Annotated in this window: 25 protein-coding genes; 16 read left to right on the forward strand and 9 right to left on the reverse strand. The window is 53.8% G+C overall.

Annotation, left to right across the window (positions count from 1 at the left end):
* Both JIG40_RS17785 and hemN read left to right on the forward strand, forming a co-directional pair.
* Positions 1-489, forward strand: a complete 489-nt coding sequence (locus JIG40_RS17785) for a DUF2489 domain-containing protein (RefSeq protein WP_020331913.1) — start codon at positions 1-3, stop codon at positions 487-489.
* A gap of 138 nt (positions 490-627) precedes the next feature.
* Complete coding sequence (gene hemN / locus JIG40_RS17790; protein ID WP_020331914.1) at positions 628-2,016, forward strand: oxygen-independent coproporphyrinogen III oxidase; 1,389 nt, start codon at positions 628-630, stop codon at positions 2,014-2,016.
* Positions 2,017-2,083: 67 nt separating this feature from the next.
* On the opposite strand, the gene JIG40_RS17795 is transcribed toward hemN, so the two are convergent.
* From JIG40_RS17795 to hemC, 4 genes are read right to left on the reverse strand one after another with little or no spacing between them, the layout of a single operon-like run.
* Positions 2,084-3,265 (reverse strand): heme biosynthesis protein HemY, encoded by a 1,182-nt coding sequence (locus JIG40_RS17795; RefSeq protein WP_055452922.1) that lies wholly within the window; start codon positions 3,263-3,265, stop codon positions 2,084-2,086.
* Entirely contained in the window at positions 3,265-4,482 is a 1,218-nt protein-coding gene (locus JIG40_RS17800) for a uroporphyrinogen-III C-methyltransferase (protein ID WP_199465761.1), read from the reverse strand. Before JIG40_RS17800 ends, JIG40_RS17795 begins: the two co-directional genes overlap by 1 nt.
* Positions 4,483-4,500: 18 nt before the next feature.
* Complete coding sequence (locus JIG40_RS17805; protein ID WP_047459753.1) at positions 4,501-5,229, reverse strand: uroporphyrinogen-III synthase; 729 nt, start codon at positions 5,227-5,229, stop codon at positions 4,501-4,503.
* A 3-nt stretch (positions 5,230-5,232) separates the two neighbouring features.
* Positions 5,233-6,171 (reverse strand): hydroxymethylbilane synthase, encoded by a 939-nt coding sequence (gene hemC, locus JIG40_RS17810; protein WP_199465762.1) that lies wholly within the window; start codon positions 6,169-6,171, stop codon positions 5,233-5,235.
* Positions 6,172-6,522: 351 nt separating this feature from the next.
* On the opposite strand from hemC, the gene JIG40_RS17815 reads away from it, so the two are divergent.
* The gene (locus JIG40_RS17815; RefSeq protein ID WP_024373660.1) at positions 6,523-9,051 is read left to right on the forward strand and encodes a class I adenylate cyclase; all 2,529 of its coding nucleotides are present in this window, start codon (positions 6,523-6,525) and stop codon (positions 9,049-9,051) included.
* Between the two features lie 63 nt (positions 9,052-9,114).
* Here the strand turns inward: JIG40_RS17815 and cyaY are convergent, their stop codons facing one another.
* Positions 9,115-9,429 carry an iron donor protein CyaY gene (gene cyaY, locus JIG40_RS17820; RefSeq protein WP_199465763.1) on the reverse strand — a complete coding sequence of 105 codons (315 nt, stop codon included), beginning with the start codon at positions 9,427-9,429 and terminating at the stop codon, positions 9,115-9,117.
* On the opposite strand from cyaY, the gene JIG40_RS17825 reads away from it, so the two are divergent.
* From JIG40_RS17825 to JIG40_RS17855, 7 genes are all read left to right on the forward strand, one after another.
* Positions 9,409-9,621 (forward strand): lipoprotein, encoded by a 213-nt coding sequence (locus tag JIG40_RS17825; RefSeq protein WP_171934015.1) that lies wholly within the window; start codon positions 9,409-9,411, stop codon positions 9,619-9,621. The genes cyaY and JIG40_RS17825 overlap by 21 nt on opposite strands.
* 30 nt (positions 9,622-9,651) lie before the next feature.
* Complete coding sequence (lysA, locus tag JIG40_RS17830) at positions 9,652-10,905, forward strand: diaminopimelate decarboxylase (protein ID WP_020331922.1); 1,254 nt, start codon at positions 9,652-9,654, stop codon at positions 10,903-10,905.
* Positions 10,906-10,916: 11 nt separating this feature from the next.
* Positions 10,917-11,747, forward strand: coding sequence for a diaminopimelate epimerase (gene dapF / locus JIG40_RS17835; RefSeq protein ID WP_199465764.1), 831 nt, complete (start codon positions 10,917-10,919; stop codon positions 11,745-11,747).
* A 12-nt stretch (positions 11,748-11,759) separates the two neighbouring features.
* Entirely contained in the window at positions 11,760-12,464 is a 705-nt protein-coding gene (locus JIG40_RS17840; protein ID WP_020433060.1) for a DUF484 family protein, read from the forward strand.
* Positions 12,436-13,365 carry a tyrosine recombinase XerC gene (gene xerC / locus JIG40_RS17845; protein WP_020433058.1) on the forward strand — a complete coding sequence of 310 codons (930 nt, stop codon included), beginning with the start codon at positions 12,436-12,438 and terminating at the stop codon, positions 13,363-13,365. Before JIG40_RS17840 ends, xerC begins: the two co-directional genes overlap by 29 nt.
* Before the next feature lie 3 nt (positions 13,366-13,368).
* The gene (gene yigB, locus JIG40_RS17850; RefSeq protein ID WP_199465765.1) at positions 13,369-14,088 is read left to right on the forward strand and encodes a 5-amino-6-(5-phospho-D-ribitylamino)uracil phosphatase YigB; all 720 of its coding nucleotides are present in this window, start codon (positions 13,369-13,371) and stop codon (positions 14,086-14,088) included.
* A 107-nt stretch (positions 14,089-14,195) separates the two neighbouring features.
* The gene (locus tag JIG40_RS17855; protein ID WP_242014363.1) at positions 14,196-16,679 is read left to right on the forward strand and encodes an EAL domain-containing protein; all 2,484 of its coding nucleotides are present in this window, start codon (positions 14,196-14,198) and stop codon (positions 16,677-16,679) included.
* Between the two features lie 28 nt (positions 16,680-16,707).
* Here the strand turns inward: JIG40_RS17855 and JIG40_RS17860 are convergent, their stop codons facing one another.
* Positions 16,708-17,304: a DTW domain-containing protein gene (locus JIG40_RS17860; RefSeq protein WP_199251760.1), complete on the reverse strand. Its 597-nt coding sequence runs from the start codon at positions 17,302-17,304 to the stop codon at positions 16,708-16,710.
* Positions 17,301-18,830 (reverse strand): hypothetical protein, encoded by a 1,530-nt coding sequence (locus tag JIG40_RS17865; RefSeq protein ID WP_199465766.1) that lies wholly within the window; start codon positions 18,828-18,830, stop codon positions 17,301-17,303. The genes JIG40_RS17860 and JIG40_RS17865 overlap by 4 nt, the downstream gene beginning before the upstream one ends.
* Positions 18,831-18,871: 41 nt before the next feature.
* On the opposite strand from JIG40_RS17865, the gene JIG40_RS17870 reads away from it, so the two are divergent.
* Positions 18,872-19,333: an EVE domain-containing protein gene (locus JIG40_RS17870; protein WP_044366479.1), complete on the forward strand. Its 462-nt coding sequence runs from the start codon at positions 18,872-18,874 to the stop codon at positions 19,331-19,333.
* Positions 19,334-19,419: 86 nt separating this feature from the next.
* On the opposite strand, the gene JIG40_RS17875 is transcribed toward JIG40_RS17870, so the two are convergent.
* Complete coding sequence (locus tag JIG40_RS17875) at positions 19,420-20,247, reverse strand: Cof-type HAD-IIB family hydrolase (protein WP_020331931.1); 828 nt, start codon at positions 20,245-20,247, stop codon at positions 19,420-19,422.
* Between the two features lie 114 nt (positions 20,248-20,361).
* A complete protein-coding gene (locus JIG40_RS17880; RefSeq protein ID WP_244662690.1) occupies positions 20,362-21,342 on the reverse strand; it encodes an alpha/beta fold hydrolase in 981 nt (326 codons plus the stop codon).
* 84 nt (positions 21,343-21,426) lie between these two features.
* On the opposite strand from JIG40_RS17880, the gene rhtB reads away from it, so the two are divergent.
* The 5 genes from rhtB to JIG40_RS17905 all read left to right on the forward strand — a co-directional run bounded on the left by rhtB (position 21,427) and on the right by JIG40_RS17905 (position 25,237).
* The gene (rhtB, locus tag JIG40_RS17885) at positions 21,427-22,044 is read left to right on the forward strand and encodes a homoserine/homoserine lactone efflux protein (protein ID WP_199465768.1); all 618 of its coding nucleotides are present in this window, start codon (positions 21,427-21,429) and stop codon (positions 22,042-22,044) included.
* 30 nt (positions 22,045-22,074) lie between these two features.
* Entirely contained in the window at positions 22,075-23,301 is a 1,227-nt protein-coding gene (locus JIG40_RS17890; protein ID WP_199465769.1) for an EAL and HDOD domain-containing protein, read from the forward strand.
* Positions 23,302-23,392: 91 nt separating this feature from the next.
* Positions 23,393-23,728, forward strand: a complete 336-nt coding sequence (locus JIG40_RS17895; protein ID WP_020331937.1) for a metalloregulator ArsR/SmtB family transcription factor — start codon at positions 23,393-23,395, stop codon at positions 23,726-23,728.
* 10 nt (positions 23,729-23,738) lie between these two features.
* Positions 23,739-24,743, forward strand: a complete 1,005-nt coding sequence (locus tag JIG40_RS17900; protein ID WP_199465770.1) for an ArsJ-associated glyceraldehyde-3-phosphate dehydrogenase — start codon at positions 23,739-23,741, stop codon at positions 24,741-24,743.
* Positions 24,740-25,237, forward strand: coding sequence for a cyclin-dependent kinase inhibitor 3 family protein (locus JIG40_RS17905; RefSeq protein ID WP_061057094.1), 498 nt, complete (start codon positions 24,740-24,742; stop codon positions 25,235-25,237). Before JIG40_RS17900 ends, JIG40_RS17905 begins: the two co-directional genes overlap by 4 nt.
* The last annotated feature ends 32 nt before the right edge of the window (positions 25,238-25,269 follow it).

The following is a 25,269-nucleotide window of genomic DNA, read 5'->3' on the forward strand; positions in this document are numbered from 1 at the left end:
ATGAATGTAACCCTATTAGCGATAGCTGGAGCTGTGATTATTCTGGGCTTAGCGGCCTACGCGGGTTACCTTTTGTTGCAACTGAAAAAGCAAAAGGAGCTGCAACAGCAGCACCAGGCGTTGGCGATCGAAAAGCGCAATGCGAACATTTTCGAGAACGTCAACATTCTGTGCATGGCCGGAATTCAAGGGCAGTGTGATTTGTCGGAAATCAGCATCCGCGTCTACTGCATCATGGATTACGTACAGGGCGAGAACCGCGTTGATTTTGACCGTGAGTACCCGGCAACGGCCGAGTTGTACCACATTGTCAAAGACATGCCGCGTGGTGAAGCCCGCCAGCAGATGGTGAAGAAGGAACGTATGCAACACAACCTGATTCGCCAGAAAGCAGAAACCCGCCTCAACGACGCCATCGTCGAAGAGTTAAAAGCGCTGCAGAAACGCGTTCAGCCACTGAACAACCAAATTGCCATCCAAATGGTATAAGTGACACTCCCTCTTTCGAGTGAGTGATCACGCTAGCAGTTTCGAACATTTTGTTCGCAAATCCTATTTTTGCCACCCGACGTGTCAAAGTCGTGTGGCAAAATAGCCCGTCAAAGATTGAAAACGGAAAGAGTTACTATGTCGTCGCAAGTCGTACCCAGTCAGCAGATCGTTTGGGATCAAGCCATTTTAGACAAGTACAACTACTCGGGGCCGCGTTACACTTCCTATCCGACCGCTGTGGAGTTTCATGAAGCGTTCACCATTGCGGATTACGATATGGCGTGTACCCAGTACCCTGAGCGACCGTTATCGCTCTATATTCACATTCCGTTCTGTCACAAGCTTTGCTACTACTGTGGCTGCAACAAAGTCATCACCCGTCATTCGCACAAAGCCGACGAATACCTAGATGTTCTGGAACATGAAATTCGCCAGCGTGCATCGCTGCTGGTGGGGCGTCATGTGACTCAGCTGCATTTTGGCGGCGGCACCCCGACGTTTCTGACCAACAAGCAGATCAGCCGTCTGATGACGCTGCTGCGTGAAGAGTTCCAGTTCGAAGCGGATGCGGAAATCAGTATCGAAGTCGACCCACGCGAGATTCAGCTCGATGTGTTGGATCACCTGCGCAGCGAAGGTTTTAACCGCCTGAGTATCGGCGTACAGGATTTCGATAAAGAAGTGCAGAAGCTGGTGAACCGAGAGCAGGATGAGCAGTTTATTATCGACTTGGTCGCGCGCGCGAAAACCTTGGGTTTCCGCTCCACCAACCTTGACCTGATTTACGGCCTGCCTAAGCAGACGTTGGCAACTTTCAGTCAAACTCTGGCTCAGGTGCTGGAGATGAAACCGGGTCGTTTGTCGGTATTTAACTACGCGCACATGCCGCAACTGTTTGCCGCACAACGTAAAATCAAAGACGAAGACCTGCCCGCGCCAGAAGAGAAAATGGCGATTCTGCAATACACCATCAACACGCTGACGGATGCGGGTTATCAGTTTATCGGTATGGACCACTTTGCCTTACCGGATGATGAACTGGCGGTGGCGCAGCGTAATGGCGTGCTGCACCGCAACTTCCAAGGCTACACCACCCAAGGCGAGTGTGATTTAGTCGGTTTTGGTGTGTCGGCGATTTCGATGATTGGCGATGCCTACGCGCAGAACCAGAAAGAGCTGAAAAAATACTACGCTCAGGTCAACGAAATGCGTCACGCGCTGTGGAAAGGGGTGTCGCTCGATAGCGATGACCTGCTGCGCCGTGAAGTGATTAAGCAACTGATCTGTAACTTTAAACTCGATAAGAGTGCGATTGAGCGCCAGTTCCGAGTGCGTTTCAATGACTACTTCCGCCAAGATTTGGCGCTGTTGCAAACCTTTATCGACGATGAGCTGGTGACAGTCGATGAGCGGCACATCAGTGTGACGTTGCGTGGCCGCTTGCTGATCCGCAACATCTGTATGTGCTTTGACAAATACCTGCGCGATCGCGCGCGTCAGCAGCAGTTCTCACGCGTGATTTAAGCACGACTCAGCATGAAAAAAGCCAGCATCTCTGCTGGCTTTTTTGTTATGCGGTGCGCGTTAAAACTTACGCCGATTCCAGTAGCGACAACGCTTTGCGCGTCACTTCGTGAGCGGCTTTGGTCAGGTTCTGTTTTTCTAACGCATCGGCCAGATAGGCGTAATCCGACACGCTCGAGCGCAGTGACAAGGCTTTTTCCAGATGCTGCTGCGCATCGGCCCATTGCTGCTCACGCAGATAGAACTGGCCCAAGGCGCTGTGCGCCTCGGCATTGTTGCCATCGCGGTTGAGCGCATCTTTAAGCAGCACAATCGCCGGATGACGGTCACTGATGTTGAGCTCCGGCAGCAATGCGTAGAGTTCTGGCGATGGGCGTTTTTTCAGGCTCTCTTTGATCAGGGTGAAGGCTTCGTAGTCGGCTTTGCGCGAAATCAGCTGGCGAATCAGGCTGAGTTCCAGCTGAGCTTCTGCCTTCAGTTTACGTGGTAAGCTGTTCCAGTGCGCAATCAATCCTTCGCTGCCTTTCTGGCTGGCAATGGTTTCCATCACCCCTTGCTGGGCAGTGAGTGCCAGCTTATCGGCTTCATCCTGCGTCATGCGTTTGGCTTTGACCAGTTTTGGCAGCAGATCCAGCAGCGGTTGCCACTGTTTAAGCTGAGTGTAAGTCTGTTTGAGCAGATTGAGCACAATCGTATTATTCGGATGCTCAGCTTGCAGTGCGCTTAGCGTGCTCAGCGCGGCTTGCAGTTCGCCATCACTTAATTGCTGTTTGGCACGAGTCAGTTCTACCGCCAATGCCGCATTTTCCTGCTGCGCGGCGAGCGCCAGGTAACGGTCGCGTTTGGCGCGATCACCCATGCCATTTGCGGCTTCAGACGCTACCAGATAGCACAGCAGCGGCATGTCATGGTGATTGGCCCAGCGCGTGACTTTCTTCTCCGCCTGTTTCCAGTCACCTTCCAGTAGTTTGATGATCGCTTCGTTGGTGTAACGACGCGAGCGGCGCAGCTTACGTACGCTGAACCAGTTCCAGGTATTGGAACTGGCGTAAATCAGTTTTTTCAGCAGATATTCCAGCGCGAACAAACCCGCCAGAGCGCCAATCACGAAAATCACCAGCGTGGTGACGCTCATTTCAATGGTGTGGCTGGCGACTGAGATCAGCACGTAACCCTGCTGGCCGGCATATTGTGTGCCAGCAAACAGGCCTAAGCCTAATACGGCAAACAGAAACAGTAAACGGACCATCAGTTAGCCTCCGTTGTCATCGAGCTGACCGAGCGGCGCAGACGTTCAGTGATCACATCCGCCAGTTGCTTCTGGGTTTCCAGCTTGACCGGATATTCAACCTGCACCTGCTGCTTCGCCAGTTGCTCCAGTGTCTGGTTGAAGGTTTTCACGCGGTTGTCACTTTGATTGAAGAACGACTTCGACCATTGATCGGCGGTGGTGAGTGAGACGGTGTAGATTTCCTGCTGCTCGGTGTAGACCGACTTGATCGCCGTTTCCAGCTTGGCTTTGAGGTTTTCTTTGAGATAGAAATGTTGCTGCGGTGACAGCAGCGGTACCACGTTGCCATCGCGGGTACGGAAAGTGATGAAGTTGTCGGCGAAGTCTTTCAGCGATGTCATCAGGTTCTGTTGCCAGTTGTTGATGTCTTCTGAAACCGCTTGCTCGGTTTCCTGCGGCGCATCCGGCAGAATGGCGTTGGCCAGCGGTAGGTGATCAACTTGCTGTTGCAGGCTGGTAAGACGCAGTACCAGACCGTCACGATCCAGCAGGGGAATCGCTTTGAGTGTCGTGATGTCGTTCGCCATGGCTTTGCGCAACGGTGTCAGACTGGGGTCGTTTAATGCGGCGATGCGCTGGTCGGCGCTTTCCATTAGCTGGGTTGCGCTGTCGACATCGTGCTCAAGGAACAGTTTACGTCCGGCAAGCTTAACTAGGTAATCGGCTTCGGCCAGCAGCCAGTCGTTCGGGCGGCGGCCTTTCATGTCCGCTACGGCCAGTTGCAGGCTTTCAATGCTCTTTTGCTGCTGGGCCAGCACCACTTCGGCGCGGTGAGTCATCTCAGTGGTTTTACTCAGTGCTTCTTGCTTCGTCGCATCGAGTTGTTCGTTGATGCTGCTGCGCGTCTGTTCGAGTTCGGCGCGCAGCGCTTGGATCTGCGCCTGGTATTCGGCTTGTTGTTGCTGGCTGTGCAACGTCAGGCCTCCGCCAAACAGCACGGCCAGCACAATAGCGATGGTGCCGAGTTTGACACCGCGCTTACCTTGTTTCTCTTCAAAAACCGGTGTGGAGTCTGGCTGACTCTGAGGTTTAGCCTCAGTGTTAGTTGGCGCCACCATTGTACTGTCAGTAGCAGAGGCTTTGTCCGTTTTATCTTGGGGAGTGTTATCGGCAGCAGGGACAGGTTTTGGTTGTTGTTCAGGTTCCTGCTGAGGATTGTTGTTTTTACTTGTCATTGCTAAGAGTCCTGTGTGTTAGGGCTGGAGAGCCGCCACTAAATCTGGGTTCGCCGCACTTCCTGTAGTCACGATAGTTTGAAATCCCAAGGCTTTGGCATCGTGGGCGATTCGGTCACTGGGAACCAGTAATTTCAGACCAAGCACCCAGCTCAGGCTGGATGCGGTCAGTTGCGAAACAAAAAACATCAGTTGATGGCTGCTGGTGATCACCAGCGTATCTACGCCAGCTTGCTGCCAGGCAGCGACGCAGGTATCACCGGCAAATGGCAGATCAACCCGCTGATACACTTCGCGATAACAGACGCGCGCGCCACGTTCGACCAGCGTGTCGAAAATCAGTTCACGCCCGCCGTTGCCACGTAAGATGGTGATGGATTTTCCCTGCACCGAGTGCAGTTCAGGCAGAGCCAGTAAATGTTCGCTGTCGCTGACGTCCGGGTAGTGTACTGGTTGCGCAGAAAGTTTGCTTAAAACGTGTGCAGTTTTTTGACCAACGGCAAGGTAAATAGCTGAAGTTGGCCACAAAGATCGCTCAGATTGCAAAAACTGGTGGGTAAATGTCACCGCATGCTGACTGACGGCAATTAGTATATCGCAGTGATAAAGGTCGGGAAGTAGCAGAGGCAGGTCGGCACCTGCCTCGATGGCGATGAGCGGATGGTGGAGGGCATCAATACCAAGTTGTGTCAGCTGCTGACACAACTCCTGTCCCTGCGCATCGGGGCGCGTCACCAATACGGCCATGGCTTATTCGTGCTCGGCGTACAACTTGGTCAGAATGTCGCGCGCGCCGTTGGCCAGCAGTTGATTGGCCAGTTCGACACCCAGACGTTCGGCATCCTGACGCGGGCCGCGGATTTCGCCACGCACAATGTGGGAACCGTCCGGCTCGCCGACCAGCGCACGCAGCCACAAATCGTCGCCTTCCAGCAGCGCGTAGCTGCCAATCGGCACCTGACAACCGCCTTCCAGCGTCAGGTTCATTGCGCGCTCACACAGCACGCGATCGGTGGTCTCTGCATGGCTTAGCGGTGCCAGTAGTTCGCGCAGGCGCGCATCATCCAGACGGCACTCAATGCCGACCGCGCCTTGTCCGACCGCTGGCAGCGACTGCTCTGGTTCAATAAAGCTGCGAATACGCTGCTCCAGTTTCAGACGTTTGAGACCCGCTGCGGCGAGAATGATGGCATCAAATTCGCCCGCATCGAGTTTGCCCAAACGAGTACCGACGTTGCCGCGCAGCTCTTTGATCACCAGATCAGGGCGCGCTTCTTTCAGCTGGCACTGGCGGCGCAGGCTACAGGTACCGACGATGGCACCATGTGGAAGCTCATCCAGTGATGCATACGTATTGGAGACAAACGCATCACGCGGATCTTCGCGTTCACAAATGGTCACCAGGCCAAGGCCTTCCGGGAAATCGACCGGCACGTCTTTCATTGAGTGCACCGCTAAATCAGCGCGGCCTTCCAGCATCGCCACTTCCAGTTCTTTGACGAACAGGCCTTTTCCGCCGACTTTCGCCAGTGGGGTGTCGAGAATCACGTCGCCACGGGTCACCATCGTTACCAGTTCCACTTCGAGCCCGGGATGGGCAGCCTGCAGCGCGTCTTTTACATGATGCGCCTGCCATAGGGCGAGTGGGCTTTGACGAGTGGCAATTCGAATGGGGGTGGTAGAGGTCATGATATTCCCGTTAGACAGTCAATAATGGCCTCATCCTACCATTAAGGGTGGGGAAATTCTCACTCCAAGATCACCGTGATGCTGGTTTGATGGACGATTCACACTGATCACGCAAAATAGTGTGACTAGGTTCTCGTTTGTAAACTGAGCTATTATTACAAAGCAACCGTTAGCGCCGACACTATGGCGGGCTGGAAATCTGCGTCTTCTGGCTCTACGACTTTGGTGTGACATGGTGTGCAGATAGCTTTACCAACACAAATTAAAGTGTTAAATTGATCACGTTTTGTTGACGCATTCGCGTAAAACATAACCAAAACGCGCATTTATGTTTCAACCAAGGAATCCACCTTGCAGGCTTACACAACGACCTTAATACAGAGACTGGATAAGCTGAACCGGCAACGCACTGAGCGTGCGCTGGCGCTTATGGATTTACAAGGTCAGCGTGTTTTCCATCTGATCCCCGCACTGTTTCATTACAACCACCCGTTAATTCCCGGTTATTTTGCCGACGATGTTCCGCATGGCGTACACCAATTTGAGCTGAACGAGATTCAGCAACAGATGGTCGATGATACCGAGCTGGCACTGAATCAGGCATTGGCAACGGCCGCACATCCGCAAATTCTCGGTTTGTATACCATGGGCAGTACCTCATCGATTGGCCAGAGTACGTCGAGCGATCTCGATATCTGGGTGTGTGTCGATGCAACTATGGGGTGTGATGCGCGTGAACGTCTCGGCAACAAGTGTTTACTGATCACCGACTGGGCGAAAAGCCAGGGGGTGGAAGCGAATTTCTTTATTATGGATGAGCAGCGTTTCCGCCATAAGCAGTCAGACGAAATGACGGGCGAGAACTGCGGTTCTTCTCAGCATTTGTTGCTGCTCGATGAGTTCTACCGTTCTGCGGTGCGACTGGCGGGTAAACGTCTGCTGTGGCAAATCGTGCCGCCTGAAATGGAAGAGTGCTACGACGAATACGTTAAGCAGCTGTGTGCCAATGAGTACATCAACTGCTGCGAATGGATCGACTTTGGTCGTCTGAATCGCATACCGGCCGAAGAGTACTTCGGTGCCAACTTGTGGCAGCTATACAAGAGTATCGACTCACCGTACAAATCGGTGTTGAAAGCGACTCTGCTCGAAGCGTATTCGTGGGAGTACCCGCACACTCAACTATTAAGTATCGACACCAAGCGTCGTTTCTTTGCTCATGAGCCTGATCTCTATAGCATGGACGCCTACTATCTGATGCTGGCGAAAGTGACCTGTTATCTGGAACGCATCGGCGATCATGCCCGCCTCGATCTGGTGCGTCGCTGTTTCTACCTCAAAACCCACGAAAAACTCTCACGTGAGCCGGGTGTTGGTTCGGTGGCTTGGCGCCGTGAAGCGCTGAGCGACATGATCAAAACCTGGAACTGGGGAGCGGACGTGATTGAGGAACTCGACAACCGCCGCAACTGGAAAGTTGAGCAGGTTAAAGGCGTGCACCACGCGCTGTTGGACGCACTGATGCTCAGCTACCGCAACCTGATTCAGTTCGCACGCCGCAACGACATTACCTCGGCGATCAGCCCGCAGGATATCTCGATTCTGGCGCGTAAGCTGTACGCCGCGTTTGAGGTACTGCCGGGTAAAGTCACGCTGCTTAATCCACAGATTTCTCCCGACCTGCATGAGCCGGATCTGACCTTCATCGAAGTGTGTCAGGGCCGTACCAACAAAGCGGGCTGGTATCTGTATAAGCAGCCGCTGGTGCCGCATCGCATTCTGGGCCAGCCGTATCTTGAGCACAACGAATACCTGAGTAAGCTGGTGGCGTGGGCGTTTTTCAACGGCCTGATCACCGAATCGACGCGTCTGCATTCGGTGGTGCGTGAAGCGCATCTCGACATCGACAAGTTCTATCAGATGGTGAGCGACCTGCGAAACACCTTCTCACTGCACAAACGTCGCCCGACCATGTCGGCGCTGGCGAGTCCGTGTGAGATCAGCCAGCTGGCGATGTTCATCAACTTTGAAAATGACCCGACCGCTGAACTGAGTGGTAAGTCGCTCAAAGTGGATCTCAAGAACGTGGATATCTTCAGCTTCGGCGCGGAGCAGCGCTGTCTGGTCGGCAGTGTGGATTTGGTCTATCGCAACTCGTGGCAGGAAGTGCGGACGTTGCACTTTGAAGGCGAAACCGCGATGCTCGACGCGCTGAAAACCGTGTTGGGTAAAATGCATCAGGATGCGTTACCGCCGGAATCGGTGGATGTGTTCTGCTATAGCAAAAACCTGCGTGGCGTGATGCGTAATCTGGTGTATCAGTTGCTGGCCGAGTGCATTGATTTGCGCCTCAAACCGGTTGAGCAGGAAAAACGCCGCCGCTTTAAAGCACTGCGTATCGGCTCGCAAATGTACGGTCTGTTCTTTGAACGTCGCGGCGTATCGGTGCAGCGTTTGGAAAACTCGGTTGATTTCTACCGCAGTATTTCAAGCAACAAGCTCAAAGGCTCTCCGCTGCTGATGCTGGATCGCGAGCAGGATTATCAACTGCCGGACGTGGTGGATGGTTTTGCCAGTGAAGGTTTGGTGCAGTTCTTCTTTGAAGATACCGATAAAGGTTTCAACATTTATGTGCTGGATGAAACCAACCGGGTGGAAGTGTATCACCAGTTCAGTGGTGAAAAAGATGAGATGATTGCCAGCGTCAACAGCTTCTATACCTCGGTACGTGATGACAGCCAGCTGGCGTCGAAGCTGATTAACTTCAATCTGCCGCAGTATTATCAGATCATTCATCCGGAAGAGGGCGGCAGCTATGTTGTGCCGTACCGCAACGACTCAGCGGTGTATTCCAAGCCTTCCAAAGCCGTAAACGCCTGACCCTGCGTTGATTCAAACCAATAAAAAAGAGCACTTCAAGTGCTCTTTTTGCGTTTTGGGCGATTAAGCCCAGTCGATGCTTTCACCCGCGTGTTTTTCACACTCTTGCTTCACCATCGTAAACAGTTCCATTCCCGTCTTAGAGCAAATCCACTGCTGTTCTTTCCACTGAAAGTGAAAGCCACCGGATTTCGACGCCAGCCAAATCTCTTTCATCGGCTCCTGACGGTTGATGATGATCTGGCTGCCATCATCAAATTCCAGCGTCATCACGTTGCCGGAGGTTTCGAAATCGATGTCCGCGCTGGATTCATCAATGGCTTCTTCGATGATTTGCATCTGGCTGTCGACCAGTTGATGAAATTCAGTCTCGTTCATCCTGTCTATCCTATTGCTTTTCCTGATTGTGGTGCGATTATAGGGGGCATTGATTCAATAATCACGATATGCAAAATGAAAAAGTCCATCACCGCACTGTTTTTACTGTCCCTTCTGACATTGGCAGGCTGCGGTCAAACAGGCCCGCTGTACATGCCTGATGACGCTCAACAGAGTGAACAAAATCAGTAAATTCAAACAATTATATTAAGGGAAAGTATTTTGGATTACTTCAATTATCAGGATGATGGCCAACTTTGGGCGGAAAACGTATCACTGGCTCAATTGGCTGAGGATTATGGCACCCCGCTGTATGTTTATTCACGTGCGACGCTGGAGCGTCACTGGCACGCGTTTGACAAATCGGTCGGCGATCATCCCCATCTGGTTTGTTATGCGGTGAAAGCGAACTCGAACCTGGGTGTGCTCAACACACTGGCTCGTCTGGGTTCTGGCTTCGATATCGTGTCGGCTGGTGAATTGGAACGTGTGGTGGCGGCGGGCGGTAACCCGGCGAAAGTGGTGTTCTCGGGCGTGGGCAAAACCGCGGCGGAGATGAAACGCGCACTGGAGCTCAATATTAAGTGCTTCAACGTAGAATCGGAACCTGAGCTGGAACGCCTGAACCAGGTTGCAGGCGAAATGGGCGTGAAAGCCCCAATTTCGCTGCGTATTAACCCGGATGTGGATGCCAAAACTCACCCTTATATTTCCACCGGCCTGCGCGACAACAAATTTGGTATCGCGTTTGACCGTGCGCCGGATGTTTACCGTCTGGCACAACGTCTGGAAAACATTTCAATTCACGGTATCGACTGCCACATCGGCTCACAGCTGACGGCGATTGAACCTTTCATTGATGCTACCGACCGCCTGCTGGCACTGATTGACAGCCTGAAAGCGGAAGGCATCAACATCAAACACCTGGATGTGGGTGGCGGTCTGGGTGTGGTGTATCGTGATGAATTACCACCTCAACCTTCAGAGTACGCCAAGGCGCTGCTGTCGCGTCTGGCCAACCATCAGGATCTGGAACTGATTTTTGAACCGGGCCGCGCGATTGCCGCTAACGCGGGTGTGCTATTGACCCGAGTCGAATTCCTCAAACACACTGAACACAAAAACTTCGCCATTATTGATGCGGCGATGAATGACCTGATGCGCCCGGCGCTTTATCAGGCATGGCAGGATATCGTGCCGGTTTCTCCGCGCGAAGGTGCTGCGCTGACCTATGATTTAGTAGGGCCTGTGTGTGAAACCGGGGACTTCCTGGGTAAAGACCGTTCACTGGTGCTCAAGCAGGGTGACCTGCTGGCGGTTCGTTCTGCTGGCGCATATGGTTTTGCGATGTCGTCAAACTACAACACCCGTACGCGTGCGGCGGAAGTGATTGTCGACGGTGACAAAACCCACTTAGTGCGTCAACGCGAAGAGCTGTCGAGCCTGTGGGCCCTTGAGAGCCTTCTGCCGGAGTAAAGTGACGCATTATGCATTTCCATTTTTCTAAAATGCACGGTTTGGGTAATGACTTTATGGTCGTGGACTGCATTACCCAGAACGTATTCTTTTCCCCTGAGCTGATCCGCCGCATGGCGGATCGTCATACCGGGGTGGGCTTTGATCAGCTGTTGGTGGTCGAAGCACCTTACGATCCGGAAACGGACTTTCACTACCGCATCTTCAATGCTGACGGCAGTGAAGTGGAGCAGTGCGGCAATGGCGCGCGCTGTTTTGCCCGTTTTGTGCGCATGAAAGGCCTGACCAACAAATACAGCATCAGCGTCAGCACCAAGAAAGGCAAAATGGTGCTCAACGTGGAAGACGATGACCAGATCACCGTCAACATGGGTGTGCCGGAGTTTGAACCGAGCAAAATCCCGTTCCGCGCCAAGCAAGCGGAAAAGACCTACATCATGCGCGTTGAAGAGCAGACGCTGTTCTGTGGCGCGGCCAGCATGGGTAACCCGCACGTGGTGACCGTGGTTGACGATGTCAAAACCGCCAACGTTGAAACGCTGGGTCCGCTGTTGGAATCGCATGAACGTTTCCCTGAACGCGTCAATGCCGGCTTTATGCAGGTGCTCAATCGCAGCGAAGTGAATCTGCGCGTGTATGAACGCGGCGCGGGCGAAACGCAGGCGTGTGGCAGTGGCGCGTGTGCCGCGGTGGCTATCGGCATTGTGCAGGATTTGCTGGATGAGACCGTGACGGTACATTTGCCGGGTGGCGATCTGGAAATCAGCTGGAAAGGTCCGGGCAAACCGCTGTACATGACTGGTCCGGCGACACACGTCTTTGACGGCCAACTCTCTTGCTAATAAGGATTTGTTTTGTCGCAACTGGAAGCTGATGCACTGACGGCCGAAGTGGTCGCAGAGTATCTCAAAGACCATCCGGACTTCTTTTCTCACCGTCCGGATCTGGTGGACAGGCTGGCACTGCCTCATCAGGAGATGGGGTCAGTGTCGCTGGTACACATTCAGATGGCGCGTCAGCGCCAGCGGATCGAGGAGCTGGAAGAAGAGATCACCACCTTAATGTCTCTGGCTGCCAACAACGATCGCACTTTCCATGAATTTATGGACTTGCAGGAGCAGATTCTGCAATGCGCCAGTCTGACCGAAGTCTGCCGCGCGATTGAAGCCAAAGCACAATTGCTGGGTTTGACGGCCTATGTGCGTCTCATCGGTCATGACCACCCGCGTTATGCATTGAGTAAAGAGCAGTGGCAACGTTTTTCAACCAATCACTTCAACGGCAAAAGCGCGTATCTGGGCCGTCTGCGTCAGGTGGATCGTCATCATCTGTTCGGCGAAGATAATCTGGCTCCGGAAATGGGCTCGTACGTGATTCTGCCGCTGGTAAAACGCAGCCCGCAGGGCGTGCTGGCGTTTGCCAGTGACGATGGCGGCCATTTCCAGCCGTGCATGGACACACTGTTCCTGCGTCATCTGGCGCTGGTACTGTCGCATCTGATAGACATTCTACCCTGGCAGGTGACCGAGCATGATCGACTCAGCCAACCTTCTGCCTGATAGTCTTGGCCGTCCTCTGGAGCGCTTTTACGAGTATCTGCGCAGTGAAAAGGGGCTCAGCCTGCACACCCAGCGCAACTACAAGCAGCAACTCACCACCATGGCGCAGCATCTTAACCAGATGGGGCTCAAGAGCTGGCAACAGGTCGATGCCGCCTGGGTACGCCAGTTGGCGAGCAAAGGCATGCGTGAAGGGATGAAAGCCAGCAGCTTGGCGACCCGGTTGTCGTCGCTGCGTAGCTTTTTTGATTTCCTGATCCTGCGCGGAGAGCTGAGTGCCAACCCAGCCAAAGGGGTATCGGCGCCACGTAAGAAACGTCCGCTGCCGAAAAACCTTGATGTCGATGAAATGGCGCAGTTGCTGGAAGTGAACGAAGATGACCCGCTGGCGATCCGCGATCGTGCCATGATGGAACTGATGTACGGCGCTGGCCTGCGTTTGGCAGAGCTGGTGGCGATTGATGTGCGTGATGTCAGCCTCAGCGCCGGAGAAATCCGCGTGGTTGGTAAAGGTAACAAAGAACGCAAAGCGCCGTTTGCCGGTCAGGCCAAAGAGTGGGTTGGTAAATGGCTCAAGGTGCGTAGTTCGTTGCTCAAAGGAGACGAACCCGCGCTGTTTATCTCCAAACTGGGCGTACGGATTTCGCATCGCAACGTGCAAAAACGTATGGCGGAATGGGGGCACAAACAGTCGGTGGCCAGTCACATCAGCCCGCATAAACTGCGTCACTCATTCGCCACACATATGCTGGAATCGAGCAACAACCTGCGCGCGGTGCAAGAGTTGCTCGGGCATGAGAACATTTCGACCACCCAAATCTATACGCATTTGGATTTCCAACATCTGGCGCAGGTGTATGACCAAGCCCACCCGCGTGCCCGCAAAAAAGACAAGGAGTAACCGATGCTGATTTATCGCAACCTGCAGCCGATTCAGGCCATGACCTTTGACCTGGATGACACGTTGTACGATAACCGTCCGGTGATTCGTTACGTCGAGCAGCAGGCGGCGTTGTGGTTGCATCGTCAACATCCGGTTACGGCGACTCAGCCGATGCCGTGGTGGAAAGCGCTGAAAATGCGCCTCGCCGAAGACAACCCATGGTTGACTCATGATGTCACGCTGTGGCGTTTTGAGCAGATTCGCCAAGGGTTGATTGCGCTCGGTTATGGCCCGCAACAGGCAGAACAAGCGGCCAGTGATGCGCTTGAGGAAGTGATGCGACTGCGTAATCTGGTCGATGTGCCGGAGGAAACACACCGCGTGATGGCTCAGTTGGCAGCAAAAATTCCGCTGGTGGCGATCACTAACGGCAACGTCAATGTCGAAAAAATCGGTCTCGGCCACTATTTTCAGTTGGTGCTGAAGGCGGGCCCGGATGGTCACGCCAAGCCGTATCCGGACATGTTTGATAAAGCGCGCACTTTCCTTGGTTTACCCGCTCACGCCATCCTGCACGTTGGTGACCACCTGGTTACTGATGTGCAGGGCGCTAAGCAGAACGGCTTTCAAGCCTGCTGGTACAACGATCAAGGTCTCACCTTACGTGCAACAGCCAAAGCAAGACTACTTCCAGATATCGAGATCCATAAGCTATCTCAACTTAATCAGTTAATTATTTGAATAAAGATTGTTATTTTTGTGCTCTGCAATTAACTTATTAATCAGTATGTTTTATGGTAACCAGTCCACCGGATCGCCAGTCACTCATGATGAGTTAGTTGGATTACATGTTCACATCCTCGCTTTTTATTCCAGCACATCAATCGCTTAATCAAGCCTTATCGGCCTTCTCCTTTTCTGCTCATGGCAGTACGCTTATTCAATTGTTCTCCAGTCTGCCTGCGCAGGAGATCGAGCCCTTAGCTGAGCAACTTGTGCATATTTATCCACAAGTCACGCTGATTGGTCTGAGCTCAGGGCAACTCATTCATCACGGTGATATTCACCATCAGGGTACGCTGCTGCTGTTCAGCCGCTTTGATGACACGACGCTCAGCAGCGCGGTGAGTCGCTACAGCAGTAATCCGGTGCGTGATACGCAGAACCTGGTGACCGATTTAGCGGTGCAGGCCAATACGCGGGCGATCATCTGCTTTGCAGAGCGCATGAGCATGGAGCGGACCGAACGTATCGGTGCGTTCAATCATCTGACGCCGGGTGTGCCGGTGGCTGGTGGTGCGGCGGGGCAGGTTGATGGCGAGCGTTGGGTGCTACTTGGCACTAAAACCTACCAGCATGCCATGGTGTCGGTGGCGTTGCATGGTGACAACTTGCATGTCAGCAATGCGGCTTACACGGAATGGAACCCGATCGGGCGTAATTTCCGCGTCACCAAAGCTGATGGCAATACGCTGTATCGTCTTGATGATTTGCCAGTGCAGGACGTATATAACCGCTACCTGGGCGATGGCCAGCATGTGCCGTTTGAGCTGCTGCACAACTTTCCGCTCATCAAAGGTGACTTACAGCGTCAGGACGTGTACGTGCCGATGTATGAGGATGAACCGGGTCTGGTCCTGAATAAGCCGTTGTCGGTGGGCGATGAAGTCCGCTTCTGTTTTGACCATCCGTCACTGACGCTTGAGCAAGTGTACCTTGGCGCTGAGCAACTGCGCACCTTTCAGCCTGAACAGATTTTTGTCTACAACTGCACTTCGCGGTTGGAATTTATCGAAGAAAACCAAGAGCTTTTACCATTGCAGGCCGTCGCACCGACGCAAGGTTGTTACTGCTTTGGCGAGCTGTGGCATGACGGCACCATGCAGCGTACGCTGCATCACAGCATGACCTATCTCGCCCTGCGTGAAGGCGACGTGGTGGAACGGCCGAGCGAGCCTTTCAGCTTTGGCCGCCATGATGTCATTGCTCCTCTGTTCAGTCTGATTCGTAATTCGCTGTCGGATCTGGATGAGATGAACCTCAACCTGGCGCACAAGATTCAGAGTCAGGCCAGCATGCTGACGGCCAGTTATCGTGTCGACCCGCGCACCGGATTGCCGAACCGGGTCGTGCTGCGTGAGAAATTACTGCGCATGGCTGGCAACCATCATCTGCTGGCACTCAAACTGACGAACTTCAACCAGATTAATGAAAAGTATGGCTATCAAGTCGGCGACCGTCTGCTGCAGGATCTCAGCGCTCATTTTCAGCACTATCTGCATCAGCATCTGGCGGGACGCAGCGAGCTGTTTGCTATCGGTGTGGGCGAGTGGGCCACACTGTTTCGCAGTGAAGCGGATGAAGAGTTTATTCACCTGACATTCTCTCAGTTTGTTGACCAACTGGAGCATGTGAACTTCGAACCTTTCGGTCTGCCGGAGGTGGATTATGTCTCGGTGTCGCTGTGTGCCGGTTTGGTCAGCCGCCGTGATTTTCCGGACAAAGATCCGGATGATTTATTGCTGCGCGCGATAGAGGCACGTCGCCACGCACAGCAGCACAACCGCCATTTCTGTAACGCCAGCCAATTGCGCGCCCAAGAGCAGATGCGTCAGGAGCGGCTGGGTTGGTTATCGTGTGTGAGCCGGGCAGTGCTGGATAACAACGTGCTGGTCTATGCGCAGCCGATTTTCAAGGCACACAGCCATGAACTCGCGTCGTATGAATGTCTGGTGCGGATTGAAGATGACGGCGAAATTATTTTGCCGGGGCGTTTTTTGCCGATCATCGAAGGCACGCATCTCTACACTCGTCTCAGTCGCCAGATGATTAATCGAACCTTTGATTTGATGCGCGATCGCAGCGAAGCCTTTTCCATCAACCTTGCGCCGCAGGACTTTATGAGTGAGCGCACGCTGCTCAATCTGGAAGAGGCGATCAAATCGCTGCCGGATCCGAGCCGGGTTGGTCTGGAAGTACTGGAAACCGAACAGATTAAAGATTATGGCCACATGATCGAAGTGTGTAACCATTTCCGCTCACTGGGTGCGAGCATCATCGTCGACGATTTTGGTTCCGGTTATTCCAACATTGATGAAATCGTCAAACTGGAACCGCAGGTGATCAAACTGGATGGCAGCCTGATTCGTAATATCGATCAGGATGTGAAGCAGCGCCGCATCGCTCAGCAACTGGTGCAGCTGTGTCAGGTACTGAATGCCAAAACAGTGGCTGAGTTTGTCCACAACGATGACGTGCGCCGCATCAGCGAAGAGATGGGCGTCGATTATCTGCAAGGCTTCCATTTGGGCGCGCCGCAGCGCCTCAGCTAAAGTGAAGATTCACGCTTAACATTCATGACTAAGGGCGCTGCCAGCAATGGCCGCTCTTATCGGCCTGAAAAATAGCCATAAATTCTGCAAAAAAAGCGTCGAGTTGCTCGGCATTGTGCGCTTCGCCAATCGCACGCAGCAGCTCGCACCCCACTTCCAGTGTACACAGATGGCCGTCACTCTGATTGCGCCGCAGCCGATAGCGCGACAGTTGCTGAGGGCTGAGGGTGACTCGTGGCAAATCCTCGAGCCACGGGCTTTTGCGCTCCATCTTTTTCGCTTCCTGCCAGGTGCCGTCGAGCAGAATAAAATGCGGCAGGCACCCCAGCACGCGTGCCTGCTCCAGCGCGTTGTCCAAGTTCAGGCTCTGCTCTCCCGGATATACCAGCAATGAGTAATAGTCAGGGTCGGCGATACGCTTGTTGAGTGCGGCGTTAGGCTCAACCCGGCTCCAGCTGAAACTGTGGCAGTCAGGCAGGGCTGCATTCAGCCAGCGCCCGGTGTTGGTGTCACGCTGAGCTTCGTTGTCGTGCATCAATAAGGACAATTGCAACGCACTGCTAAGCTGGGGTACCTGAGGGCACACGCACTGGTGTACCAACAGGCATTGCGGGCAAGGTGTCACAGTTTCACTCCGGCCTGCTTGGGTGATAAGCCGTCAGCAAACAGGGTGACGCCACTGATGTCATCTTGGTTGGCAACGTCAGCAATGCTCGGATTGACCGGGTAGCTGATGCCGTTGTATTGCAAACGGTGGGTTGCGGCTTGCGCGCCACCGCCACTGACTGGCAGCATCAGGTCCTGCCATCCGTGAGTGTTCTGCTTACCGAGTTGAAAGGGCGTGCGGACCAGCGTAATGCGGCTGTTAAAGCGCCACTCCTGATTCTGCTGCTGGAACACCAGCAGCGTGCAGCCACCGGAACCACACCAGTCCAGCTGTACCAGCAGTTCAGGCTGGCTGTCGCCGTTCAAATCGTATTTCAGCCAGCGGTACTGCGTGTTTTCTGGCGCGGTGTTATGCAGCGCAAAGTAGCGGCGCAGCGCTTGGTCAACATCCTCTTCATAGTCATCGCGGGAGGCAATCTGCTGTTCGCCTATCGGTAACAGCATTGCTTGCGGAGCCGTTACCTGACTGGCAGAAAACAGCACCAATCCGCCGTTGGCGATCGGGTAGACCACGCTGCCGACTTTCTCTTTGTCGGCGCTGAGCGTGCTGCCGTCGCGGGTGAAGACGCGTTCTGACAGCAAATACTGCTGCTGATGTTGGGTCATCACCACTTGAATCTGACGCGGATTCAACTGCTGCCAGTAACCGCGCTCAACGATATCGGCTTCTCCGCTGCTGTAGTGATAGCGGGTAGTGGCCATATGATCGGCATCGAGATTGAGTGTGACGCTAAAGCCGTTGTTCTGGGTTGAACTGGCAAAGTAAGTGCCAACCCATTCCAGCGTCGGGTCACTGTTGCCCAACGTCGCGCAGCCTTTGTATTCGCCGCCTTTGAGGCTCAGTTCAGAACGCCAGCCATACAGCGTGTCGCTCATGCCATCGGAGCAGGATTCACGCGTCAGGGTCAGTTCGCCGTCGTTGAAACGGTAGAGGCGTTGGTTGGCAGACAAACGGCTGCTGTCAATCTTGAACGTCTGTTTAGGGCCACCGAGCGGCTGGAAAGTCAGGCCATCGGCGGTGTAATTCATGTTCCAGAATGGTTCGGTACCAAACGCACGGGTTGGCGTGGCGGCTAAGTTGCAGCGCTGCGGGTTTTCCGCACTCAGCATATTCACCTGCTCTACCACAAAGCGCGCGGCGTAATCGCCGTTGTAGCCAGTCTGGCTTGGCGGCGCTAGGTGACCAATGACTTCGCCATACATGATTTGGTAAGGCGACTGGCTCAGCTCGGTCGCCTGTTTCACCAGCGCTTCCGGCATATCGAGTAACAACTGCTGATTGCTGCCACAAGGGGTCAGAGCGCGCACTTCCGGGCCGACGACCATCTGACCACGCAACACAAACTGTTGTGGCTGAATCGACGCGGGTTGATCCAGGCTGGCTTTGGGCTGCTCAGTTTCGGTCGGCTGAGGGGCCTGGCTGCTGGAACAGGCTTGCAGGATAAGGGCGGTCAGGATTGCGGTTGGGTTTCTCAGCGCCTTCATGTTATATCTTCCTCGTGACAGAACATTAAACGGGTTTCATTATGGCATATTGGCTGTTCAAAACAGAACCAGACACCTTCTCTATTGACACTCTGCGGACACAAAAGGTTTCGTGCTGGGAAGGCGTGCGCAATTATCAGGCGCGCAATATGTTGCGTGATGCGATCAAAGTGGGCGATGAAGTGCTGATTTATCACTCCTCGTGCAAACAGGTTGGGGTGGCAGGCATCGCGCGCGTAGTGCGTGAGGCGTATCCGGATCACTTTGCCTTTGACCCAAGCAGTGATTGCTTTGATCCGAAATCGTCACCGGACAACCCGCGCTGGGTGATGGTCGATATCGAGTTTGTGCGTAAAACGCAGCGTGTGATTCCGCTGAGCGTGCTAAAAGCGATGCCAGAGCTGAGTGAACTGGCGCTGGTGAAACGTGGTAATCGTTTGTCGGTGATGCCAGTCAGTGAAGCGGAGTGGCAGGCGATTCTGAGTAAAGAAACGCTGCGCTGATGTCAGCAATTTACGGGTGAACCCGTCACCGATACAAAAAAGGCAGCCGAGGCTGCCTTTTCTGCGCTATCGAAACAAGCGCGAGATTAAATCAGGTGCGTTTGCAGATAGTGCGGCACCGCGTCATCGGCGTTGCTGCCGATCACTTCGTTATTTGGCAGGGCGCGCATCACTTTCTCGTGTGCGGTCCCCATCACCAGACCTTTGCCGGCCATCGACAACATTTCAACGTCGTTCATGCCGTCGCCGAACGCGATGCAGTTGTCGAGCGTCAGACCCAGTGATTCTGCGACCGCTTGCAGCGCATCGCCTTTCGACACGCCGGCACACATCACTTCCAGACACCATGGGGTTGAAAAGGCAACGTTGACCTGATCGCCAAAATGCTCATTGATCAGCGTTTCGTATTTCACCAGTTGCTCGTGGTCGTGGCTCTCATTGCTGAAAAACACCTTGGCCACGCCGTCGGTCGGCGCTGCATTGACGTCAAAAATTTGGTAGGTAAAGCCGGAATCTTCATGGAAGTCGCGCAGCACTTCATCTTCGCGGTTCAGTAACCACTCGTCATCACGGTACATGTGAACGTAGATGTCTTGCTCTTCTTTCACCAGATCAATGATCGCCTGCACTAAGTGTGGCGGGACGTTTTTGCTGTACATCTCTTGATCATTCTGATCATGCACGCGCGCACCGTTCGAGGTGATCATATAGGCAGGAATGCCCGCAATTTCACGAATGCCCGCCACGTCAACGTGGTGACGACCGGTAGCGAAAATGAACGTGAACCCTTTCTGGTGCAGATCTTTCAGTGTCTGTTTGGCAAACGGACTCAGTTGATGATTCGGTGCCAGCAGCGTGCCGTCAAGATCGGAAGCCACAATGCGAAATGGTGATGCGTTACGTTCAGTGGTCATAAAACCCTCTTAATCACAGGTGAAATAGCGGAGAAGCAGGCGCGTCTCTGGGTGGTTAGTGTACGTGAAGCGAAAGAGGAAAAAGAGGGTAAACCTGCCGTAGCAAAATTTCCTCTATTTGGCTTGGTTCACGTTCGCAAAGTGGTTGAGTAACGCATCCAGCGCCTGATTGCGATACTGATCCTGTTCAAACAGCAGCTCGTGGCGAGAGCCGAGGATCACTTCAATCGCACTGTGTGGGTTGGTGCGCGCCAGCTTGGTGACAAAGCGGGTTTGTGCTTCGTTGCTGACAATCGTATCGGCTTCTGCTTGTAGCACCAGCGTTGGCAGGCGTACCTGGCGGGTAAGTTGAATGCACTGTTTGGCAGCCATCAGGCCCTGCCAGACCCAGCGGGTACTGGGGCCGCCCAGTTTCAGTTCCGGTTTGGTCTCGTAAAGCTCGCGGAACCAGCGGTAGCGCACTTCGCTCTGAGTGAGCGCGTTAATCTCAAAGGGTTTGGGAAGATAAGCGCTATAACCGGGGGCGTAAGTGGGTTTGCTGTACAGCGCGGTTAACATTTGTGACAGCGACAAAGCCACCGGACGCAGCTGCCAAGGCATGTTGACCCCAAACATCGGCGCGCTGAGTGCCATCGCCGCGAAATCATGATGCGGGTGCGTTTGCACATAACGGGTCGCAATAGCGCCTCCCATGGAATGCCCCAGTAGGAAGCGTTGCTGATAACGACGCAGGTCCCACAGTTCGAGCAGGCCGGACAGGTCCTGTACGTAGTCGTGAAAATCGTCGACATACCCCATCTCTCGCTCGTCGATTAATCGATCCGACAAACCCTGGCCGCGATGATCACAAGAGTAAATATCGTAGCCCTGGCGGAACAGATCGTAGAACAGTTCCTGATATTTCCAGGCCGATTCGATGCGGCCATTGACCACCACAATCGCTTTGTTGTGTTCCGGCTTGGTGAGGGAACACCAGTAAAGCTTTGTTTTATCAAAAGAACGATAAAATCCTTCGGCGCGAGTGTGCCAGAAATCGGCGATCTCATGTTGGATCGCTTGCTCAAAGTTTGACTCTTGAGTATAAGGTGAGGTCATAACACTCGCTCGGTTCATCACATGGGGTGAGTATCAAATTGGTTGTCTAAGGTCGCTAGAATAAGCGAGTTGAGAGGAATTGCAATGGATACGCATGTTTGGCTGGCCTATGTGGCCACTGCTATTGTTTTTAGTCTGGCGCCGGGGTCCGGTACGGTGAACTCGATCAGTAACGGACTGAGTTACGGCACGCGCAAGTCGCTGGCGTCGATCGCCGGCCTGCAGATTGGCCTTGCCATTCACATTATGCTGGTGGGCGCCGGCATTGGTGCGCTGGTGGCGCAATCGGCACTGGCATTTACCATCATCAAATGGGTCGGTGCGGTGTATCTGGTGTGGCTTGGCATTCAGAAATGGCGCGATCGCTCCAGCCTGATCGCCGATGCGGCCACACAAACGCTGAGTGCTGGAACTTTGCTGCGCAAAGCGGTTCTGATTAACCTGACCAACCCGAAATCGATTGTGTTTCTGGTTGCGTTGTTTCCGCAGTTTCTTGATCCGGCCAGAGATCAGATGACCCAGCTCTTGGTACTGGGCATCACAACCGTTACCATAGATTCTTTCGTGATGCTGGGCTATACCTCGCTGGCCTCACAAATGGGACGCTTTATTCGTTCCGATCGCATCATGCGTAAAATTAACCGAGTATTCGGCTCGATGTTTATGGGGTGTGGCGCGCTGCTGGCGGCGGCTAAAGCCTGATAACCCACGCCGAATGCGCTTGAGGGTGACATGTATACCACTTATGTAGCACGACAACCCATCTTAAATGCGAAGCGGCAGACATTAGGATATGAGCTGCTGTTTCGTGATGGGGAAGAGAATGCGTTTCCTGAGCACATGGACTCTGATCGTGCGACATATCGACTGATTGTCGAAAATTTTCTGGCGATGGGCACGAATCCGTCCATCGCCCGTTCCCGCTGTTTTATTAACTTTCCCTACAAAAGCCTGTTGCGCAAGTTGCCGCTGACGTTGCCCAAAGACCAGATTGTGGTCGAGGTGCTGGAGACTTGTGAGCCGACCGATGAACTCTTAGCTGCAATCCGTGAACTCGGTTCACGCGGTTATCTGATCGCGCTGGACGATTTTGTGTTCGCGCCGGAGTGGGAGCGTTTTCTGCCTTACGTGCACATCGTCAAACTCGACATTATGGCGCTGGGCATTGACGAAGCGTGTGCCATTGTTCAGCAACGTCTTGAGCGTGGCAGTCGTCGCCGTTTTCTTGCTGAACGGGTAGAAACCGAGGAGCAGTTTGAACAGACCCGCCGCGCTGGTTTTACCTTCTTCCAAGGCTACTTTTTCAGCAAGCCGCAAATTATGAAACAGCGCTACGTCAGCCCGGAACACGTGCTGGCAATGCAACTGTTTCAGGAAGTGTGCCGCCCCGACGTCAATTTCGAACGTATTGAGCACATAGTTGCGCAGGATTTGGCGTTGTCGTACAAGCTGCTGCGCTTTGTGAACAGCATGTCAGATCGGATTGCGGTGCCGATTTCCTCTTTTCGCCAGGCACTGGTGTATCTGGGTCAGGATCGGTTGAAAATTTTCGTGTCGCTGGCGGTAGCATCGTACATTTCGGCCAACAAACCGAAAGAGCTGTACAACCTGTCGCTGCAACGGGCGCAGTTCTGCCAGTTGATGGCCGCCAAGCGTCCCTTTACGGAACATAAAGATCAGGCATTTCTGGTCGGGTTGTTTTCGCTGCTTGATGTCCTGCTGGATACGTCGTTGGATGAACTGGTAGAGCAGTTGCCGCTCAGCAAAGCGATCAAAGATGCGCTTAATCAGCGCGTCGGCCCGTTTGGTGAACTGCTCAATTTGGAAGAGTGCTTTGAGCAGGCTGATTGGCAAGGGGTAGAACACTGTTGCCTGCAACTGGGATTGCAAATCAATGATGTCACTCAAGATCTCACCGCGGCGGCACGCTGGAGCCAGGACGTCAACCGCGTCGAATAGATGAAACTTTTATGACAACGAGAGCACGCGCATTGACGCGTGCTTTTTTGTATTTAAGATATATGGATATGTGAATATATTGGAGTCACCAATGCTACCTCACCAATTTTTTAAGCTGCTGGCGGATGAAACGCGTATGCGTTGCCTGCTGCTGATTGCCCGTGAAAAACGCCTGTGCGTGTGCGAACTGACGCATGCGCTGCAGGAAAGTCAGCCGAAAGTGTCGCGCCATCTGGCGCAGCTGCGCCAGAGCGGCGTACTGGTGGACGAACGTCAGGGCCAATGGGTCTACTACCAGATTTCAGACCAGCTGCCAGGCTGGCTGAATAAAATTATCGACGGATTAAAACAATCCAACTGTTTGCAACAACAATACGGTGTCGACAGTCAGCGACTGGCGACCATGGCCGACCGCCCGTGCTGTTAAGGAGAGAAAAATGACCATTAAAGTCGGAATCAACGGATTTGGCCGCATTGGCCGTTTGGCAATGCGTGCAGCATTTGACTGGCCAGAAGTCGAATTTGTGCACATCAACGATGTCGCTGGCGATACCGCGACACTGGCGCACCTGCTGGAGTTCGATTCGGTGCAAGGGCGCTGGTCCCACGCGGTGGAAGCGCAAGGTAATACCATGCTGATTGGTGAAGCGCGCATCACCACCAGTCAGGAGCGTGACATCAGCGCAGTGGACTGGTCGGGTTGCGATGTGGTGATTGAAGCCACGGGCGTGCATCGCAAAACGGCGTTCCTGAACCAGTATCTGGAGCAGGGCGTCAAGCGTGTGGTGGTGTCGGCACCGGTCAAAGAGCCGGGTATTGCCAACATCGTGGTCGGTGTGAACGACCACATTTTCGACCCCGCGCAGCACCGCATTGTCACTGCGGCCTCGTGCACCACCAACTGTATTGCCCCCGTGGTGAAAGTGATTCACGAAAAACTCGGCATTGAGCAGTCGTCGTTCACCACCATTCACGATTTGACTAACACGCAAACCATTTTGGATGCGCCGCACAAAGACTTGCGTCGTGCCCGTGCGTGCGGCATGAGCCTGATCCCGACCACCACTGGCAGCGCGACGGCGATTGTGGAAATTTTTCCGGAACTGGCGGGCAAGATTAACGGTCACGCGGTGCGTGTACCGCTGGCGAATGCGTCGCTGACTGACATCATTTTTGATGTGAAACGCGATACCACCGCCGAAGAAGTTAATGCGCTGCTGAAAGAAGCCTCGCAAGGTGAGCTGCAAGGTATTCTCGGCTTCGAAGAAAAACCGCTGGTGTCGATTGATTACCGCGGTGACCAACGTTCGACCATCGTTGATGCTTTGTCGACCATGGTGGTGGGCACGCGCATGGTGAAAATCTATGCGTGGTACGACAACGAAATGGGTTACGCGACCCGCACCGCTGAACTGGTGCGTAAGGTTGGGCTGGCGAAATGATGCATCCGACGTGGGAACTGCCGGTCGAGAAAGCGGCGCTGGTGCTGATGCCGTGCCCGGGCACCAAAGACGTCAGCCTGTTTGACAGCCTCACGCAGCTGAAAGCGAGCGGCGTCAGTGTGATTGTCAGCGCGATCACGCGTGAAGAGATGGAGGCCAAACAGGTTGAGCAACTCGGTTATACCGCCCAAGCGCTTGGCATGATGTGGATTCATCTGCCAATTGAAGACGACAGTGTGCCGGATGAGCTCTTTACTGAGCACTGGCCAACCGTCAGCCCGCAACTGCGCAGTGTGCTCAAACGCGGCGACAAAGTGGCGATCCACTGTATGGGTGGCTCGGGCCGTACCGGTTTGCTGGCCGGGCATTTGCTGCTCGATATCGGCTGGCCGCTGGATCAGTGTATTGAACGCATTCAGGCCCTGCGTCCGGGCGCGTTTACTAAAGCGGAGCAGCGCTGTTACATCGAACACGTCGCGGGTGTGATCAGCTAATCGGGCTTTGGGATCATCATGATCCCAAAGCT

It is taken from the genome of Vibrio sp. bablab_jr001, assembly GCF_016464285.1.
Lineage (GTDB): Bacteria > Pseudomonadota > Gammaproteobacteria > Enterobacterales > Vibrionaceae > Vibrio > Vibrio fluvialis.